Here is a 15,976-nt window from a genome sequence, read left to right on the forward strand (position 1 = left end):
CTCGGCGGCGACGACCGTCTCCTCGGGGGTGCCGGCAGCGACCAGATGTTCGGCGGCCTGGGCGATGACGGCTACATGGTGGACGATGCCGGGGACGTGGTGGTGGAGCTGGCCGGCGAGGGCTACGACCGGGTGACGGCGCGGATCGACTACGTGCTGGGCGCGAATGTCGAGAAGCTGATGCTGGAGGGCGCGGCGGTTTCGGGCACGGGCAATGCGCTCGACAACCGCATCCTCGGCACCGACGGGGCGAACATCCTCTCCGGGCTGGATGGCGAGGACGCGCTGGTCGGGAATGGCGGGAACGACCAGCTGCTGGGCGGTGCCGGCGACGACCGGCTGGTCGGCGGCGCGGGCGCGGACAGCATGGCCGGCGGGCTCGGTGATGACGGCTATGTGGTGGACGAGGCCGGCGATGCGGTGACCGAGCTGGCCGGCGAGGGCTACGACCGGGTGACGGCGCTGATCGACTACACGCTCGGCGCGAATGTCGAGAAGCTGATGCTGGAAGGCGAGGCACGGGTCGGGACGGGCAACGAACTCGACAACCGGATGCTGGCCAATGAGCTGGGCAGCACCCTTTCGGGGCTGGGCGGCAACGACGCGCTGGTCGGGCGTGGCGGGGACGACCTGCTGATCGGCGGGGCCGGGCTGAACCGGCTGAGCGGCGGGGAGGGGGCGGACCGTTTCCGCTTCGATGCGCTGGGGGCCGGGAATGAGAGCCGGATCCTGGACTTCGCCGAGGGGGAGGACCGGATCGAGCTGGACGGTGCGGTGTTCGCGGCGCTGGGTTCGGCGGGGCCGCTGGCGGCGGAGGCCTTCGGCCTTGGTACGAGCGCGGGCACGGCCGGGCAGCACGTCCTGTACGACCAGGGCAGCGGCGCGCTGTTCTACGACGCGGACGGGGCGGGCGGGGCGAATGCCATCCGCATCGGCTCTGTTGCCCAGGGTACGAGCCTCAGCGCCGCCGACGTCTGGGTGGCGTAAGACCGGCAGGCCCGGCGGGGGAAGCCCCGCCGGGCCGCATGGGTAGGGATCGAAACGCCGGGTGAGCCGCTTTCCGGTTTCGAAGCCGGTACAGATCCGCCGGGGCCGGTTCATTCTCGACTTCCGCTGCGGCCTGCAGCCGGGCGGCATCAACGACCTCGGCCCAGACTCGTTACCCCGGGAAAGGGGAGAATGAGCCTGTGGCTTCCGTATCCGAGCAACGTCTTTTCGACGCACTCGCGGTGATCACCCGCGCCTTCGCCGATGGCGGCGTGCCCGCGCTCGACGGCGCCGAGTCCGAGACGGGCGCTGGCGACCCGTCCCCGGCCATTGACGCGCTTAATGACGAAACGCGTGAGGTCCTGGGCGAGGCGGCGTTGGCCGTGGCGTTCGGAGCCTTCGCGTCACGCGGTGGCGATGGCGGGCCGATCCATACCCTGACCGCGGCCATGGGACTGATGGCGATCCTGGCCGATGAGGAACCCGACCCGCCTGCGGAAATCCAGGCGATTGCCGCCGATGACGGGAGGGTCGAGGCCGAGATCGACAGGGCCGGGGAGGCTGTCGATCAGGAATTCGGGCGGGAGGCCAGCGGCGAGGCCGTGACGGGGGCGTTGGAGGCGCGGATTCTTGGCACGGCGCTCACCCTCGCCGGTTGTACCCTGCCCGAGGGCGTGGACGGTCAGGCCGCCGTGCGGCTCCGCGCGGCCCGCCTCCTCACCAGACTGGCCGCGGGCATGCTGCTCATGAACCTCACGAGCACTGCGGCGGCCGGGGCCGTTCCGGACGCCCCCGCCCAAGGTTGACGGAACCCTTCCGGCCCCGAGCGCGGTCCGCCGGCCAGACCCCGCGGCGCCCAGCCGCGGGCCATCTTCCATGGCCTGCCCGGCGCCCCCGCGCCCCGATCTGGCGAATCTGGGCCCGAAGCTCCTGCCACCTTTGGCCGCGCCGGCCGTTCTCCCTGTCAGAGCGGGAGGGTGAGCACGGCCGAGAGGTCGCGCGGCGCCTCCCGAAAGGGCAGCGCGCGGCGTCGGCCCGCACCGGGCCCCCGGCGACTTCGGGGATGCAGGATCGGTCATGGAGAATGAAATGGGCAGCCAAAGCCTTGAAGCGACCCGGCGTGGCCTGATGATCGGGGCGGCGGCTTCGGCGACGGCGGTCGCATCGCCGCAGGTGCATGCGCAGGGGGGGCAAGCCCCGGCCGCAGCGTCTGCGCCTGTCCTGTCCCAGGTTTCGCTGACGGTGAACGGGCAAGCACGCAGGCTGGAGCTGGACACGCGGACGACGCTGCTGGACGCGCTGCGGGAGCACTTGCAGCTGACCGGCAGCAAGAAGGGCTGCGACCACGGCCAGTGCGGGGCCTGCACGGTGATGGTGGACGGACGGCGCGTGTATTCCTGCCTGACGCTGGCGGTGATGCATGAGGCCGACGAGGTCACCACCATCGAGGGGCTGGGCCAGCCGGAGAACCTGCATCCCATGCAGGCCGCCTTCGTGAAGCATGACGGCTACCAGTGCGGCTACTGCACGCCGGGCCAGATCTGCGCCTCCGTGGCCATGCTGGAGGAGATCAAGGCGGGCGTGCCGAGCCATGTGACGGCCGACCTGAACACGGCGCCGGAGATCAGCGCCGAGGAGATCCGCGAGCGCATGAGCGGCAACATCTGCCGCTGCGGCGCCTATTCCAACATCGTCGAGGCGATTGCCGAAGTCGCCGGGAGGCAGGCATGAGGCCCTTTACCTACGAGCGGGCCCGCACGCCCGCCGAGGCGGCCGCGGCGGTCACCCGCAACCCGGGCGCCAAGTTCATCGCGGGCGGGACCAACCTGCTCGACCTGATGAAGCTGCAGATCGAGGTGCCGACGCATCTGGTGGACGTGAACGGCCTCGGGCTGGACCGGATCGAGGCGACGCCGGAAGGGGGGCTGCGGATCGGCGCCCTGGTTCGCAACACCGACCTGGCGGCGGATGAACGGGTGCGGCGGGATTACGGCGTGCTGTCCCGCGCCCTGCTGGCGGGTGCCTCGGGCCAGCTTCGCAACAAGGCGACGACGGCGGGCAACCTGCTCCAGCGCACGCGCTGCCCCTATTTCTACGACACCAACATGGCCTGCAACAAACGCCAGCCCGGCAGCGGGTGCTCCGCGATCGGCGGCGTCACCCGGCATCATGCCGTCATCGGGATGAGCGAGGCCTGCATCGCCACCCACCCCAGTGACATGGCGGTGGCCATGCGGGCGCTGGACGCGACGGTGGAGACGGTGAAGGCGGATGGCGGGAGCCGGAGCATCCCCATGGCGCAGTTCCACCGCCTGCCCGGCGACACGCCGCATATCGAGACGGCACTCGAGGCCGGCGAGTTCATCACCGCTGTGACCCTGCCGGCGCCGGTCGGCGGGCGGCAGTTCTACCGTAAGGTGCGGGACCGCGCCTCCTATGCCTTCGCGCTCGTCTCGGTCGCGGCCGTGGTGCAGCGGGACGGCACGGGGCGGGTGGCGCTGGGCGGCGTGGCCCACAAGCCCTGGCGCGTGGAGGGTGCCGAGGCCGAGCTGCAGCGGGGTGCCAGGCCCGCCATGGCGGCGATCCTGGATGGCGCGCGCCCGACCCATGAGAACGCGTTCAAGGTGACGCTGGCCGAGCGGACGCTCGCCGCTGTCCTGTCCGAGGCGAGGGGCTGAGCCATGAAGTTCGACACCCCCGCGACCCGGAACCCGATCGACCAGCTCAAGGTCATCGGCCAGCCGCTCGACCGTATCGATGGTCCGCGCAAGACCACGGGCACCGCCCCTTATGCCTATGAGCGGCACGATGCGGCACCGAACCAGGCCTATGGCTATGTGCTCGCCGCGGGCATTGCCAGGGGGCGGGTGACGGCCATGGACACGGCCGCCGCGCGCCGCGCCCGGGGCGTGCTGGCCATCGTCACCACGCTGGACGTGCCGCGGCTGGAGAAGGGGCGGATGAACACCGCCTCTCTCTTCGGCGGGCCCGAGGTGCAGCACTACCATCAGGCGATCGCGGTGGTGGTGGCCGAAAGCTTCGAGCAGGCGCGCGATGCCGCGGCGATGATCCGGGTGGACTATGCCCGCCAGCCCGGCCGCTTCGACCTCGCCGCCGAAGCCCGCAACGCGAAGCTGGTGCCCGGCGACAGCGGCGAGGGCAGCGGTGCGCCGCCCGAGGATCGCTTCGGCGACTTCGAGGGCGCCTTCGCGGCGGCGCCGGTGAAGCTGGACGAGACCTACACCACCCCCGACGAGAGCCATGCCATGATGGAACCGCATGCGACCATCGCCGCATGGGAGGGCGAGCGGCTCACCCTCTGGACCTCGAACCAGATGATCGCCTGGGGCAAGCGGGACGTCGCCAAGACGCTCGGCATCCCGCCGGAGAATGTCCGTCTGGACAGCCCCTATGTGGGCGGCGGCTTCGGAGGGAAGCTGTTCCTGCGGGCCGATGCCGTGCTGGCGGCGCTGGGCGCGCGGGCCGCGGGGCGGCCGGTGAAGCTGGCGCTCACCCGCCCGCAGGTGGCGAACAACACGACCCACCGCCCCGCGACGATCCAGCGGATCCGCCTCGCCGCGGGGCGGGATGGCCGGCTCACCGCGATCGCGCATGAGAGCATCTCGGGCGACCTGCCCGGGGGCGGCCCGGAGACGGCGGTGGCGCAGACCAAGCTGCTCTATGCCGGTGCGAACCGGCTGACCGCGCTGCGGCTAGCCGAGCTCGACCTGCCGGAGGGCAATGCCATGCGCGCGCCAGGCGAGGCGCCGGGCATGATGGCGCTCGAGGTTGCGATGGATGAGATGGCGGAGCGGCTGGGCCTCGACCCCGTCGAGTTCCGCATCCTCAACGATACCCAGATGGATCCCGAGCATCCGGAGCGGCCCTTCTCGCAGCGGCAGCTGGTGCAGTGCCTGCGCCTCGGCGCGGAGCGCTTCGGCTGGGCCGGGCGCAACGCCAGGCCGGGCCAGCGGCGGGAGGGCCGCTGGCTGGTCGGCATGGGCGTCGCGGCGGGGTTCCGCAACAACCTGCTGATGAAGTCGGGCGCGCGGGTGCGCCTGGACGCGCAGGGGGCGGTGACGGTCGAGACGGACATGACCGATATCGGCACGGGCAGCTACACCATCATCGCCCAGACGGCGGCGGAGATGATGGGCGTGCCGCTGGAGAAGGTGGCGGTGCGCCTCGGCGATTCCGATTTCCCCGCCTCGGCCGGCTCGGGCGGGCAGTGGGGCGCCAACAACTCCACCGCCGGCGTCTATGCCGCCTGCGTGAAGCTACGCGACGAGGTGGCGCGGAAGCTCGGCTTCAACTCGGCGGAGGCGGAGTTCGTGGACGGGCATGTCCGCGCCGGCAACCGTGCCGTGCCGCTGGGCGAGGCCGCCGGCCAGGAGGGCATCGTGGCGGAGGACCAGATCGAATATGGCGAGCTGGCGAAGCGGTACCAGCAATCGACCTTCGCCGGGCATTTCGTGGAGGTGGGCGTGGATGCGGCGACCGGCGAGACGCGCATCCGGCGGATGCTGGCCGTTTGCGCGGCGGGGCGGATCCTGAACCCGAAATCCGCCCGCAGCCAGGTGATCGGCGCGATGACCATGGGCGTCGGCGCGGCGCTGATGGAGGAGCTGGCGGTGGACAAGCGGCTGGGCTTCTTCGTCAACCATGACCTCGCGGGTTACGAGGTGCCGGTGCATGCCGACATCCCGCACCAGGAGGTCATCTTCCTCGACGAGGTGGACCCGATCTCGTCGCCGATGAAGGCGAAGGGCGTCGGTGAGCTTGGCCTGTGCGGCGTGGGCGGCGCGGTGGCCAATGCCATCTACAACGCCACCGGCATCCGCGTCCGCGACTATCCCATCACCCTCGACAAGCTGATCGAGCGGCTGCCGGAGGTGGGGTGACCCCTTCGGGCCGCTCAGCCCGCTTTTCCCCCCGGCGGGCGAAGCGGGCGCCGGGCAGGGGTGTGCCGCTCGGCTTACCAGCGATAGGTCAACGTCCCGATCACCGTCCGGCCTGTGCCGTAGTAGCAGTAGAAGGCGCCCTGGCAGGAGGCCACGTAGATCTTGTCGAAGATGTTGCTGCCGCTGACGGTGAACTTGTATGGCCCCGTCTGGTAGCTGACCGAGGCGTCGGCGAGCGTCACGCCGGGCGATTGCAGCGTGTTGGCGTTCTCGCCGAAACGGTTGCCGACATGCCGCACGCCCGCCCCGATCCCGAACCCCGGCAGGAAGCTGCCCTCCCCGAAGCGGTAATCCGCCCAGAGGCTCGCCTGGTGCGTGGGGACCAGGGCCGGCCTGTTGCCCCGCGTGGCATCGTTCGCGCTCGTGATCTCCGCATCCAGATAGGTGTAGGAGCCCACGAGGTTCAGCCCCTCCGCCAGGCTCGCCGTCGCCTCCAGCTCCAGCCCGCGCACGCGGACCTCCCCCGTCTGGATGCTGTACTGCGTGTAGGCCGGGTCGCGCGTGGAGACATTGGTCTGCGTCAGCTGGAACAGCGAGGCCGTGACGAAGCTGTTCATCCCTGGCGGCTGGTACTTCAGGCCCAGCTCATACTGCTCGCCTTCGGTCGGCTGGAACGGGCTGCCGCCCCGTTGCGGCGCACCCGCCCCGACCACCGGGTCGAAGGAGGTGGAGTAGGAGAGATAGGGCGCGAAGCCGCTGTCGAAGAGGTACGTCGCCGCCAGCCGGCCCGTGAAGGCGTCGTCATCCTGCCGGGTCTGCAGGCCCGTGGCGCGTGGCGTCTGGCGTGTCCTCGCCCAGTCCAGCCGCCCGCCCGCGACGAGGATGAGATTTCCGATGCGGATCTGGTCCTGCAGATAGAGGCCGCTTTGCTGCAGCCGGTCGTCGCGGTTGGTGACCGAGGTGGATGCGATGCGGGCGTCGGGAACTGAGACGCCATAGTCCGGGTTGAACAGGTCCAGCGACGGCCCGCGGCCGAAATGCGCCTGGTAGTTTCCGGAGAAGAGCCGCTCGTCGAAGCCGAAGAGCAGCGTGTGCTGCACCGGCCCCGTCCGGAAGCGGCCGGTCACGGTGGTGTCGAAGTTCCAGGTGTCGGAACTCTCCCTCTGAGTCAAAGTGCCGCGGGTCAGCACGCGCTGGTCGGCGGAAAGCGCCGAGCCATACATGCTGTAGTAGTCGACATTGCTGTGCAGGAAGCGTCCGTTCTGCTGAATGCTCCAACGGTCGTCGATGCGGTGCTGGAACTCGTAGCCGATGCTCGCCACGCTCACATCGGACCGGTTGTAGCGGGGGCTGCCGGCATAGCGGTCGCGCGCGATGCGGCCGTTCCGGTTAGGCAGAAGCGTGCCCTGCGCGGGCAGCCCGATGGGCGAGCCGCCCTGGTCGTACTGGAAGCGCCCGAGCAGCGTGAGGGTGGTGTTCGGATCAAGCCTCCAGCTGAGGGCCGGGGCGATATAGTAGCGGTCATCCGCCACATGGCTGACCTGAGTGTCGCTGTTCCGCACGAGCCCGGTCAGGCGGTACAGGAATTGGCCATCCGCCGTGAGCGGACCGCCGAGATCGAAGCTTCCCTGAAAGCGGTCATGCGAGCCGGCGGAGAGATTCACCTCGCCGAAGGCGGTCTGCGTCGGGCGCTTGGTGACGAGGTTGATCAACCCGCCCGGCGCGGTCTGGCCGTAGAGCACCGAGGAGGGGCCGCGCACCACCTCGATCCGCTCCAGCCCGTACTGCTCGACGGAGGAAGGGCCGAATTGTCGCAGCAGCCGCAGCCCGTCGAGATATTGGCTGGCCCGGGCGTCGAAGCCGCGGATGCGGAGGTCGTCGAAGCGCGGGTCGAAGCCGCTCAGCTCCGAGGTGACGCCCGCGCTGTAGCGCAGGGCTTCCGAGACGCTTCGCACCGCCTGGGCCTCGATCCGGTCGCGCGTGATAACGGTAACGGATTGGGGAGTTTCGATGAGCGGCGTGTCTGTCTTGGTCGCGCCGCGCTGCTCCGTGGCCACGAAGCCCTGGACGGGGCCGGTGGCGGTCTGGCCGCTCGATTCCACCCGCACCTCCGGGACGAGAACGGGTCCCGCCTCCGGGGAGTCAGCCGTCTGCCCGGCAGCGATGGCGGGCGCGAGCGTGACCGCGCAGGCAAGGCTTCGGGCAGTTCGGCGGAGGGAAGTCATCAGTGATCTGTCCAGGCAGGGAGGAGAGGTCGTTAGCAACTATGCAAATGCGAGGCAAAGGCAATTAAGGAGGGGGATCGCGCGCCGTCATGCCCGGTGTCAGGCGGTACCCTCTCTTCCGCCCAGCCCGATCTCGGAGAGCACCTCCTCCGTATGCTCACCGAGGCCCGGGGCGGGGAGGGCGGGCGATGGCGGGGATCCGCTCCAGCGCGTCGGCAGGCGCATGCTCCGCACCGCGCCTTCGCTGGGATGCTGCGAGGTCTCGAAGAAGCCGACGGCCGTCAGATGCGGGTCGTCCAGGATCGTGTTGAGGTCGTGCATCGGCGCGAAGGGGATATCGGCCGCTCCGAGCAGATCGGTCCATTCGGCGGTCCGCCGGGTGGCCAGCACCTCGCCCACCGCCTGGTGGAACGCTGTGGAATGCGCCGTCCGCCCCCGCTGCGTGGCGAAGCGTTCGTCCCCCTCCAGGGCGGCGCCGCGCGCGAGGGGCAGGAAGGCCCGCCAGTGCCGGTCGTCATAGATCAGCACGCAGAGATGGCCGTCGGCGGTCGCATAGGGCCGCCGCATGGGGGCGAGCAGCCGCGCATAGCCGCCTTCGTCGCTCGGCGGGAGATGGCTCAGCCCGCCGAGATGATCGCCCAGGACGAGGCTCGCCATCGTTTCGAACATGGGCACCTCCACGCTTTGTCCCTGTCCCGTCCGGTCCCGGTGGCGCAGGGCGGCCAGGAGGGCGATGGCGAGGTGCAGCCCCACGGCGCGGTCGGCGATGTTGACCGGCGCATAGCGCGGCCCGTCGTCGCCGCTCCTGGCCATCAGGGCGGGAATGCCGCAGGCGCCCTGCACCAAGTCGTCATAGGCGGGACGGTCGGCATAGGGGCCGTCCTGCCCGTATCCGCAGGCGTTCGCATAGACGATGCGCGGATTGGCCTCGGCAAGCGCCGCATAGCCGAGGCCGAGACGCTCCATGGCGCGCGGGCGCAGGTTGTGCACCAGCGCATCGGCCGTGGCGGCGAGCCGCAGCAGCGCGTCCCGCCCGGCGGCGGTCTTCAGGTCCAGCACGATCCCGCGCTTGCTGCGGTTTGCATGCAGGAACATCGGCCCCATGGCGCCGCTGCGGCTCGGTCCGACCCTGCGGATCGGATCGCCGCCCGGCGCCTCCACCTTGATCACATCCGCCCCAAGGTCGCCGAGCACCGAGGTGGCGTAGGGGCCCATGACGACGGTGGTGAGGTCGAGGATTCGGAGGCCCGCCAGTGGTCCCATGCTCAGAGCTCCTCGGGCGGGTCATAGGCGCGGATCGGCGGGCGGAGGCCGTCGAAGCGCTCGGCCTGGGCGATGGTGGTCTGGCCGCAACTGCCCTGGGCAAGGCGGGGCGTGCCGAGATCCCGCGTGAGCACATTCGGATTTCCGTGCACACAGAGCGGCCGCCGCCCGTCGTCCGGCAGCGGGTCGTACCAGGCGCCCGTGGCGATCTGCACCACTCCGGGCGCGACATCGTTGGAGAGGGAGGTGGCCGCGAGGAGCGCGCCACGCGCGTTGAAGAGCCGGATGACGTCGTCCTCGCCGATGCCGCGGGCCGCGGCATCGGCCGGGTTCATCCGCGCCACCTCGCGCCCCGAGACTTTGCGGGACTGGCTGTAGGCCGCGAAGTCCAGCTGGCTGTGCAGGCGTGTCGCGGGCTGGTTCGCGATGACGCGCAGCGGGCACTGCGCGCCGGGCTGCTCGGTGGAGGGAAGCCAGACCGGGTGGCCCGGGCAATCCGCATAGCCGAATCCGGCGATCCGCTCGGAGAAGATTTCGATCCGGCCGCTGGGCGTCTGCAGCGGGTTGGCCAGGGGATCCGTCCGGAAGGCGCGCAGCGGGCCGCCATCATCCGGCACCGAGGGGAGGGCCAGCTCGCCGCGTTCCCAGAATGCGTCGAAGCCGGGAGCCTCGAAGCCCTTCGCCTGTAGGGCCTCACGCGTTGTCTCACACAGGCGCCGGAGCCAGGCTTCGGCGTCGCGGCCTTCCGTGAAGGCCTCCTCCACCCCCATTCGGGCGGCCAGGGCGGCGAAGATGGCGTAGTCGTCCCTTGCCTCCGCGAAGGGGGGCGCGACCGCGCGCATCGCATGCATCAGCGGGTCGGTGCCGGCCGCGCCGATGTCGTCGCGTTCCAGCGTCATCGTGCAGGGCAGGACGATGTCGGCATGCCTGGCCGTCGCGGTCCAGGCGGTCTCATGCGCCACCAGCGTGTCGATCTGGGCGAAGGTCTCGCGCAGGCGATTCAGGTCCTGGTGGTGGTGGAAGGGATTGCCGCCGGCCCAATAGACCAGGCGGATTTCCGGATAGCGGAGCCGCTCGCCATTGTAGTCGAAGGGCGCGCCGGGATGGAGCAGCATGTCGGCGATGCGCGCGACGGGGATGAAGGCACGGACGCCGTTCCGGCCCTGCGGCATGGTGGGGATGGGCACGGCATTGGGGCGGCGGCCGTAATGGCCCATCGCCCCCATGGCGTAGCTGTATCCCGCGCCGGGCTGCCCGATCTGGCCGAGCATGGCGGCCAGGACGGCGGCGGCCCAGACGGGCTGCTCACCGTACTCGGCGCGCTGGAGGCCGTGGGCGACGGTGATGAGGTTGCGCCTCGTCGCGAGCTCCCGCGCCAGGGCGGTGATGCGCGGCGCCTCGATGCCGCAGATCGTGGCGGCCCAGCGCGCATCCTTGGGCTGGCCGTCGTCCTTGCCGAGCAGATACGCCTCGAAGCGCGGGTAGCCGGTCGTGTGACTTTGCAGGAAGGCGCGGTCGTGCAGCTTCTCCGAGGCCAGCGTGTGGCAGAGCGCCAGGATCAGCGCGACATCCGTGCCGATGGCGATGGGCCACCAATCGGCCTCGGCCTGCGGTGGCAGGTCGTCCCGCAGCGGGCCGACCAGCACGAAGCGGGCGCCGCGGGCGCGGGCACGGGCGATGGCGCCGGGCTCGACATGCCGGCTGACGCCGCCGCTCGCGATCATGGAGTTCTTCAGCGCCATGCCGCCGAAGCAGAGCAGCAGCTCCGTGTCCCGCTCCACCTGCTCCCAGGTGACGTTCCGCCGGAAGAGCCCCTCCAGCGAGCCCATCACATGCGGCAGGATCACCCGCGAGGCGCCGGCGCTGTAGGTGTTGACCGAGCGGACATAGCCGCCGAGCGCCACGTTCAGGAAGCGGTGGATCTGCCTCTGCGCATGATGGAAGCGGCCGGCCGAGGACCAGCCATAGGAGCCGCCATAGACCGCCTCCGCCCCGTGTGCCGCCTTCACGCGGCGCAGCTCCCCGGCCAGGCGGTCCAGCACCTCGTCCCAGGGAAGGGCGACGAACGCATCCAGCCCGCGCCGGCCGCTGGGGCCGGGACCCTGCTCCAGCCATCCGCGGCGCACCATTGGCCGCGCGACCCGCGCCCGGTGGCGCAGGCTGTCCGTGAAGGTGCCGAGGATGGGGGAGGGGGCTGGGTCGGCCGGATGCGGCACCACCGTCACGCGGGAACCGTCCCAGCCCGCGGAGAAGGCGCCCCGATGGGCACTATGGGGCCGGAGCGGGCGGTCGGCGGTGCGGTCGTCCATGGCGGCCCCTTCCTCAACCCCGGCATGATGGACGCCGGGCCGCCCCGCTATCCATTATGCGGCAGCGTGCATCTTCATAAGCGGGAGTTCTGATTGGACCCGAAGCCGGACCACGGGCGGCCGAGGCTGGAGCTCCGCCACCTCCGCTACTTCCTCGCCGTGGCGGAGGAGCTGAATTTCGGGCGCGCGGCGGAGCGGCTGGGCATCGCCCAGCCCGGGCTGAGCCAGCAGGTCCGTGCCCTGGAGGACATCATCGGCACGCCGCTGCTGGACCGCACGCGCCGCGCCGTCCGCCTTACCCTGGCCGGCGAGCTCCTGGCCGGGGAAGCCCGTGCGACGCTGGCGCGGGCCGAGGCCGCCATGCTCGCGGCCCGCCGGGCCGGGCGGGGGGAGGTGGGGCGCCTCGCGATCGGCTATGTCGCCTCGGCGGCCTATACGGGCGTGCTCACCTCCATGCTCGGCGCCTTTCGGGAGGCCTCCCCCGAGGTGGAACTCGGCATCACCGAGATGGCCATGCAGGAGCAGCTGGCGGCCATGGCGGCGGATCGGCTGGATGTCGCCTTCATCCGGCCGCCAGTCTCCCTGCCCCCGGGCGTCACCAGCTTTCCCGTGCTGCAGGAGCCGGTGGCCATCGCCCTGCCGGCCAGCCATCCCCTGGCCGCGCGCGAGGCCGTGCCGCTGGAGGAGCTTTCGGCGGAGACCTTCATCACCCCGCATCACGGTGCGGGGGTCAGCTTTCACCGGCACACCATGGCGGCCTGCCAGCTCGCCGGCTTCCAGCCCCGGCTGGGGCCGCAGGGGCGGGACTTCATGACCATCGCCAGCATGGCCGCCGTCGGGCTGGGCGTGGCGCTCGTGCCGCGATCCGTGGGCTGCATCCAGCTTCCCGGGGTGGCCTACAGGCCGCTGGCCGGCCCGGGCATCATGGCGGAGCTGGCGGTGGCGCACCGGCGCAGCGAGCCATCCCCGGCGGCCCGCCGCTTCATCCGCCACGCCCGGGGGTACCGGCTCCGCGGGACCTAGACGTCCCGCTTATGGAAAACGGCGCTGATGCGTATTGGACCGCCCGCCGAACGCCCCTCGATACTTCGCTGACCGGAACAGGCTGCGAGGCCTTGGCGAGAGAGGGGCGGGCGCGATGGGGGATTGGCGGCAGCGCGCGGGGGCTCCGTTCAGCATCGAGAAGGCGCCGGTTACGGCAGAAGGCGGCATGGCCGTCACCAACCACCCGCTCGCCTCGGCCGCCGCGGCGGAGATGCTGGCGGCGGGCGGCAACGCCATAGACGCCACCGTCGCCGCGCTGTTCACCCTCACGGTGGTGGAGCCGATGATGGTCGGCTTCTTCGGTGGGGGCGTGGCGCTGATCCGCCTCGCGGATGGGCGGCAGGTCGTGCTGGACGGGCTCTCCACCGCCCCCGCGGCCGCCCGGCCCGACATGTATCGGCCGGTGGCCGACACCTGGCCGGACTACATGGAAACCGAGGGAAGGGCGAACAAGCGCGGCGCTACCTCCGTTGCGGTGCCCGGCACGCTCAAGGCCTGGTGCGAGGCGCTGGCGCGTCATGGCACGCTGCCGCTGGAGGCGGTGCTGGAACCGGCCATCCGCCATGCCTCGCGCGGGTTCCGGGTGACCGCCTACCTCGCCGCCTGCATTGCCGAGACCGCGCCGGACCTGGCGCTGGATCCGGGGATGGCCGCCATGTTCCTGCCCGGCGGGGCGCCGCTGCCCGAGGGCAGCTGGCTCACCATGCCGGACTATGCCGAGACGCTGCGCCGCATCGCCGATGAGGGGCCGGATGCCGTCTATGGCGGCGCGCTCGGGGCCCGGATCGTGGAGCATCTGCGCGCGCAGGGCTCTTGCATCGCGCTGGCGGATCTCGCCGCCTATCGCACCGAGACGCGCCGGCCCGTGCGGGGCACCTATCGCGGGGTGGAGCTGATCGGGCCGCCGCCGCCCTGTTCCGGCGGCGTGCATGTGATCCAGATGCTGAACCTGATGGAAGGCTTCGATCTGCGCGCCTCCGGCTTCGGCAGGGCGGAGACGCTGCATCTCGTGCTCGAGGCGCTGAAGATCGCGGCCGCCGACCGTCGCGCCGCGACCGCCGACCCGGCCTTCGTCGACGTGCTGGTGGAGCGCCTCGTCTCGAAGGGGTATGCCGCGCTGCGGCGGCCGGAGATCGACCCGGCGCGCAGCGGCGACTTCGTCTCCCGCGTGCTGACGAACGAATCCGCGAACACCACCCATGTGACGATCGCGGACCGGCACGGCAACATCGTCACCTCCACCCAGACCATCAACAGCCTGTTCGGCGCGCGGATCATGGTTCCGGGCACGGGGATCATCCCGAACAACTACATGTATCTCTTCGACCCGCATCCCGGCCACGCGCTCTCGCTGCAGCCGGGCAAGCGGATCACGAGCGGCATTTCCGCCATGATCGGTTATCGCGAAGGCGCGCCCTGGTTCGCGGTCGGCTTGCCGGGGGCACATCGCATCCCCGCTGCCGTCTTCCAGTTCGTGATGAACTTGGTCGACCACGGCATGAGCGTGCAGGAGGCGGTCGAGGCACCCCGTGTCTTCACCCATGGGCCGGATGCGGAGGTGGAGCGGGGCGTGCCGCAGGCGGTGCATGACGCGCTGGCGGCCAGGGGGCATCCGGTCACGCCCGTGGACCATGTCGCGGGCGGCATGGGCGCCATTCTGTTCGAGGGAAGGCGCATGACCGGCGCCTCCTGCTGGCGCGCGGATGGCGTGCCGATGGGGCTGGGTGGCGGGCTGGCGCGCCGGGGAACATCATTCTGGCCGGACCCGCGCAGGGGCCAAGCCACGAAGGGAATGTGAATGCCGTATGACCGCTCGCTGACCGATCTGACCGCGACGGAGGCCGTGGGCCTGCTGCGCCGGCGGGCCGTCTCGCCGGCCGAGCTGGTGGAGGCCGCCGCGGGTCGCATCGCAGAGGTGGAGCCAGCGGTGAACGCCCTGCCCATCCTGTGCCTGGACCGCGCGCGGGAGCAGGCCCGCGCCATCGCGGCCGCGCCGGCCCGGCCGCATGATCCGAACTGGCTCGGCGGCCTGCCCGTGACGGTGAAGGACCTGGATGAGGTGGCCGGGGTGCGCCACTCCTTCGGCGGCTCCGTCCTGTTCGAGAACCATGTCTCCGCGCGCTCCAGCCCCTCGGTGGAGCTGCTGGAGGGCAATGGGGGCGTCACGCTCGGCAAGTCGAACTCCCCGGAATTCGGCTTCAACGCCAGCACGACGAACGCGCTGTTCGGACCCACGCGGAACCCGTTCGACACGCGGCTCACCGTGGGCGGCTCGTCCGGCGGTGCGGCCGCCTCGGTCGCGACCGGCGAGGCCTGGATGGCGCTGGGGTCGGATCTCGGGGCGTCGATCCGGCTGCCGGCCGCCTTCTGCTCGGTCGTGGGGCTGCGGCCTTCGCCGGGGCGCGTGCCCCGGGCGCGGCGGGGCATGAGCTTCTCCATGCTCCCGGTCGTCGGCCCGATCACCCGCACGGTCGGGGATTGCGGGCTGATGCTGGATGCCATGGCCGGCGAGGTCTGGACCGATCCTCTCAGCCTGCCCTCCGCTGCCCCCGGCACCTTCGGGGAAGCAGCCGCGACGCCGCGCCGGCCAGGCCGCATCGGCTTCTCCATGGATCTGGGGGTCACGCCGGTGGACCCGGAGGTCGCATCGGTGGTGCAGCGCGCCGTCTCACGCCTGGCGGCGGCCGGGGCGGATGTCGAGGAGGCGGCGCCGGATCTTTCGCAGGGGCGCGACGTGTTCCACGCGATCCGTGGCGTGAACCATCTCGCGGCCTTCGCGCCGATGATCGCGCAGCATGGTTCGCGGGTGATCCCCGAGATCCACTCGAGCACCGAACGGGCGGCGGATCTGCCCATCGCGGATTATGCGCGCGCGGAGAATGCCCGCGCCGCCATGTTCCAGCGCCTGATGGACTTCCTGAGCGAGCATGAGTTCCTGCTCTGCCCCACCGCGATCATGACGCCCTTCCCGGCTGAATGGCGCCGCGTGGAGCGGCTGGGCGACCACGCCTTCGACTCCTACATCGACTGGATCGCCATCACCTTCACCCTGTCGCTCACCTCCTGCCCCGTGATCTCCATTCCCTGCGGCTTCACGGCGGGCGGCATGCCGGTGGGGTTGCAGATCCTCGGCCGTCCGCGCGGCGAGGCGGCGCTGCTGCGCATGGCGGCCTGGTGCGAGGAGGTGCTGGGCGCCCTCGGCCGCCGCCCTGTCGATCCCTCCATCCGCCACTGACACGCCTTCATC

The 15,976-nt window shown here is 71.1% G+C and carries 11 protein-coding genes; 8 read left to right on the forward strand and 3 right to left on the reverse strand.

Annotated elements, in window-relative coordinates; genetic code table 11:
* The 5 genes from BUB97_RS06080 to paoC form a co-directional block, all read left to right on the forward strand.
* A partial coding sequence (locus BUB97_RS06080) for a calcium-binding protein (protein WP_139281306.1) occupies positions 1-987 on the forward strand: 987 nt, incomplete at its 5' end.
* Between the two features lie 200 nt (positions 988-1,187).
* Entirely contained in the window at positions 1,188-1,793 is a 606-nt protein-coding gene (locus BUB97_RS06085) for a hypothetical protein (protein ID WP_073132685.1), read from the forward strand.
* A 283-nt stretch (positions 1,794-2,076) separates the two neighbouring features.
* Positions 2,077-2,718 carry an aldehyde dehydrogenase iron-sulfur subunit PaoA gene (gene paoA, locus BUB97_RS06090; RefSeq protein ID WP_073132999.1) on the forward strand — a complete coding sequence of 214 codons (642 nt, stop codon included), beginning with the start codon at positions 2,077-2,079 and terminating at the stop codon, positions 2,716-2,718.
* Entirely contained in the window at positions 2,715-3,665 is a 951-nt protein-coding gene (locus tag BUB97_RS06095; protein ID WP_073132687.1) for an FAD binding domain-containing protein, read from the forward strand. Before paoA ends, BUB97_RS06095 begins: the two co-directional genes overlap by 4 nt.
* A 3-nt stretch (positions 3,666-3,668) precedes the next feature.
* The gene (gene paoC, locus BUB97_RS06100) at positions 3,669-5,888 is read left to right on the forward strand and encodes an aldehyde oxidoreductase molybdenum-binding subunit PaoC (RefSeq protein WP_073132689.1); all 2,220 of its coding nucleotides are present in this window, start codon (positions 3,669-3,671) and stop codon (positions 5,886-5,888) included.
* 74 nt (positions 5,889-5,962) lie between these two features.
* Here the strand turns inward: paoC and BUB97_RS06105 are convergent, their stop codons facing one another.
* The 3 genes from BUB97_RS06105 to BUB97_RS06115 all read right to left on the reverse strand — a co-directional run bounded on the left by BUB97_RS06105 (position 5,963) and on the right by BUB97_RS06115 (position 11,685).
* A complete protein-coding gene (locus BUB97_RS06105) occupies positions 5,963-8,113 on the reverse strand; it encodes a TonB-dependent siderophore receptor (protein WP_073132691.1) in 2,151 nt (716 codons plus the stop codon).
* 99 nt (positions 8,114-8,212) lie between these two features.
* On the reverse strand, positions 8,213-9,376 hold the full coding sequence (locus tag BUB97_RS06110; protein WP_073132693.1) for a CaiB/BaiF CoA transferase family protein: 1,164 nt from the start codon (positions 9,374-9,376) through the stop codon (positions 8,213-8,215).
* Between the two features lie 2 nt (positions 9,377-9,378).
* Positions 9,379-11,685 (reverse strand): molybdopterin-dependent oxidoreductase, encoded by a 2,307-nt coding sequence (locus BUB97_RS06115; protein WP_073132695.1) that lies wholly within the window; start codon positions 11,683-11,685, stop codon positions 9,379-9,381.
* Between the two features lie 93 nt (positions 11,686-11,778).
* Between BUB97_RS06115 and BUB97_RS06120 the strand changes: the two genes are divergently transcribed.
* The 3 genes from BUB97_RS06120 (at position 11,779) to BUB97_RS06130 (ending at position 15,964) form a co-directional block, all read left to right on the forward strand.
* The gene (locus BUB97_RS06120; RefSeq protein ID WP_073132697.1) at positions 11,779-12,708 is read left to right on the forward strand and encodes a LysR family transcriptional regulator; all 930 of its coding nucleotides are present in this window, start codon (positions 11,779-11,781) and stop codon (positions 12,706-12,708) included.
* Between the two features lie 187 nt (positions 12,709-12,895).
* Positions 12,896-14,527: a gamma-glutamyltransferase gene (gene ggt, locus BUB97_RS06125; protein WP_277614022.1), complete on the forward strand. Its 1,632-nt coding sequence runs from the start codon at positions 12,896-12,898 to the stop codon at positions 14,525-14,527.
* Positions 14,528-15,964, forward strand: a complete 1,437-nt coding sequence (locus BUB97_RS06130; RefSeq protein WP_073132702.1) for an amidase — start codon at positions 14,528-14,530, stop codon at positions 15,962-15,964. It abuts the gene before it with no gap.
* Positions 15,965-15,976 lie beyond the last annotated feature (12 nt).

Origin of the sequence: Muricoccus roseus, from assembly GCF_900141905.1 — a bacterium.
Taxonomy (GTDB): Bacteria; Pseudomonadota; Alphaproteobacteria; order Acetobacterales; family Acetobacteraceae; genus Roseomonas; species Roseomonas rosea.

Coding starts and splice junctions, on each gene's coding strand:
- paoA (WP_073132999.1), top strand. CDS start 2,077: ATGGGCAGCCAAAGCCTTGAAGCGACCCGGCGTGGCCTGATGATCGGG.
- paoC (WP_073132689.1), top strand. CDS start 3,669: ATGAAGTTCGACACCCCCGCGACCCGGAACCCGATCGACCAGCTCAAG.
- BUB97_RS06115 (WP_073132695.1), bottom strand. CDS start 11,685: ATGGACGACCGCACCGCCGACCGCCCGCTCCGGCCCCATAGTGCCCAT.
- BUB97_RS06105 (WP_073132691.1), bottom strand. CDS start 8,113: ATGACTTCCCTCCGCCGAACTGCCCGAAGCCTTGCCTGCGCGGTCACG.
- BUB97_RS06095 (WP_073132687.1), top strand. CDS start 2,715: ATGAGGCCCTTTACCTACGAGCGGGCCCGCACGCCCGCCGAGGCGGCC.
- BUB97_RS06130 (WP_073132702.1), top strand. CDS start 14,528: ATGCCGTATGACCGCTCGCTGACCGATCTGACCGCGACGGAGGCCGTG.
- ggt (WP_277614022.1), top strand. CDS start 12,896: ATGGCCGTCACCAACCACCCGCTCGCCTCGGCCGCCGCGGCGGAGATG.
- BUB97_RS06110 (WP_073132693.1), bottom strand. CDS start 9,376: ATGGGACCACTGGCGGGCCTCCGAATCCTCGACCTCACCACCGTCGTC.